This is a genomic window from Streptomyces sp. NPDC027663, from assembly GCF_055566415.1.
In genome coordinates this window covers 1-2,303 of the sequence record NZ_JBVHSK010000040.1, presented here as the reverse complement: position 1 = coordinate 2,303, position 2,303 = coordinate 1, and the positions used below count along the sequence as shown (strand labels likewise).

Genomic DNA, 2,303 nt, shown 5'->3' with positions numbered 1-2,303 from the left:
CCGCTGGAACAGCTCCCACAACTCATCCGGCACCAGCCGCTCAACAATCCCCACGCCAGCAGGCTACCGAAGAATCCAAATGAGATGACGTCTAACGAGTTGGTGCGTGATAGCGGGTGAGGCGTCGTGCCTGGCCGGTGGCATGATCCGGTTGTGGCGATCATGGTCAATCGGGCGGTGCTGGCGCATCGGCTGTTCACAGGGATCTCTCGGCGTCACCTCGCCTGCCTGATCGAGGAGTTGGCGGTGCCGTGGCAAGCCGGAGTCGAGGGTCGTCGCCATGCTGCACGAGGTGGGGCCAGGAAGCGGGCCGCGGGAGCCGGCGCCCGCCACCAGCTGGTCTTCGTCGACCGGCTGGTGGCCACACTGATCCATCTGCGGCACGACCTGCCGCACTCAGTCCTGGGGCTGCTGTTCGGTGTCGACCGCTCGACCATCACCCGTGCGATCGCAGAGATACGTACGCTCCTGGCCGAGCGGGGGTGCGCGGTCCCCGACCGTCCCGGCCTGCGACTTCGGACATTGGCGGACGTCTTCGCCTACGCCCAGGCCGAGGGCATCGAGCTGCGCCTGGATGCCACCGAGATCCAGGTCCGCCGACCACCGGCCGGCCGCGGCGGACGGCGCGCATTCGTCTCCGGGAAGAAGAAACAGAACACCATGAAGGCCACCGTCATCGCCGACTGGCGGGGCCGCACGTTATGGACCGACACCCTGCGGCCTGGTCGTATGCACGATGCCACAGCCGCCCGCAACGAGGGCATCGCCGTCTGCTTCCAGCACTTCCCCGACGTCGAGGTCCTCCTGGACGACGGCTACCTCGGCCTGAGCCGCGACCACCGCGGACAAGCCATCACCCCACCCAGAAAACCCCGGCCCGGAGCACTGCCCGGAAGAGTCCTGCAGTGGGAACGCGACCGCCACGAACACTCCTCCGACCGCATCACCGTCGAACACGCCCTCGCCGACCACAAACGCTGGAAACAACTGACGCGCTGGACCCACCGCCGCGATCGCCTGCCCGACACCTACCGCGCCATCGCCAGCCTCATCTCCGACCGCACCATCAACGTCTGAGAGCAGGCCACGACCAGGCCAAACACGCCTCACCCGCTATCACGCACCAACTCGTAAGTCCTGGGCATGGACATGAGCAGCGACACGGTCCACACCCTGAACAGCGGCAAGGCCCCGTTCTTCGAACGCGACCTGGGTCGACCTCCAGCCCATGCACACCGCCTCGGGCCGACTGAAGTTCATCGCCTCCTACCACGAGGCCGCCACCTTCGCCGACCTGCGCTTCATCGGCGTCGGCACACCCAGCAGCCCGACAGCGACGCCTACGACCTCAGCCACCTCTTCGCCGCCGTCCGCCAGCTCGCCCCGCACCTCACGAGCCCGGCCGTGATCGCGGTCAAGTCCACCGTCCCCGTCGGCACCGCACCCCGCGTCGCGGAACTCCTGCACGAGCACGTCCCCGCCGGGGACCGCATCGAGGTCGCCTGGAACCCCGAGTTCCTGCGCGAGTTGTTCGCCGTCGAGGACACCCTCCGGCCTTGGTCGTGGGGCCGGACCGGGATCGGATATTCGGTGTTCTGCCGCCTCATGAGGACACAAGATGGTGCGCATGACTTTGGCCACCCCCAAATTGCACACCGCTCGCCTGCGACTGCGCCCCTTCACCGAAGCCGACGCGGACCCCCTGTTCGCGCTGCACAGCAGCGCGAACGTGCTGCGCTATTGGGACTCCCCGCCATGGACCGAACGGGCCCGCGCCGAGCGCTTCATCGCGATGTGCCGGAAGCTGGAGGATGAAGGGACCGGGGCGCGGGTGGCCATCGACCGTGCTTCTGACGGGGCCTTCGTCGGCTGGTGCGGTCTGATCGGATGGAACCCGGACTACCGCAGCGCGTCATTGGGCTACGTCCTCAACGATGCGATGTGGGGCCACGGCTACGCGACGGAGGCCGCGCACGCCGTGCTGCAGTGGGCGTTCGACACACTGGACCTGAATCGAGTTCAGGCCGAGACCGATACGCGCAACGTGGCGTCTGCCCGGGTTCTGGAGAAGGTCGGATTCGTGCGTGAGGGGACGTTGCGGGAAGACTGCGTCGTGAACGGCGAAGTATCCGACTCGTGGGTGTTCGGGTTGATCAGGCGAGAGTGGCAGCCGTCGGCTGTGCCGATTCCAGCCCGCGAAGAGCGGCGTTAGAGGTCGTTTTATCCCGGTGTTTTATCCCGGAATCTGCCTGTTCGTCTGCGGTGTGGGGTCGCGCCAGGAGATGGTGTTCTCGCCGGTGAGG

2 protein-coding genes and 1 pseudogene are annotated in these 2,303 nt (G+C 67.0%); all 3 read left to right on the top strand.

What is annotated here, in order from left to right; translation table 11 throughout:
• The first annotated feature begins 162 nt into the window (after positions 1-162).
• The 3 genes and pseudogenes from ACZ4SF_RS38075 to ACZ4SF_RS38065 all read left to right on the top strand — a co-directional run bounded on the left by ACZ4SF_RS38075 (position 163) and on the right by ACZ4SF_RS38065 (position 2,212).
• Positions 163-1,077, top strand: coding sequence for a transposase (locus ACZ4SF_RS38075; RefSeq protein WP_468393658.1), 915 nt, complete (start codon positions 163-165; stop codon positions 1,075-1,077).
• A 66-nt stretch (positions 1,078-1,143) separates the two neighbouring features.
• Positions 1,144-1,497 (top strand): annotated as a pseudogene (locus ACZ4SF_RS38070) (UDP-glucose 6-dehydrogenase); the annotation flags it as partial.
• Between the two features lie 130 nt (positions 1,498-1,627).
• Positions 1,628-2,212, top strand: a complete 585-nt coding sequence (locus tag ACZ4SF_RS38065) for a GNAT family N-acetyltransferase (protein WP_468393655.1) — start codon at positions 1,628-1,630, stop codon at positions 2,210-2,212.
• Positions 2,213-2,303: the final 91 nt, after the last annotated feature.

Bases quoted from the DNA above. Each gene is read 5' to 3' on its own strand.
- ACZ4SF_RS38065 (WP_468393655.1), top strand. From the start codon at position 1,628: ATGACTTTGGCCACCCCCAAATTGCACACCGCTCGCCTGCGACTGCGC.
- ACZ4SF_RS38075 (WP_468393658.1), top strand. From the start codon at position 163: ATGGTCAATCGGGCGGTGCTGGCGCATCGGCTGTTCACAGGGATCTCT.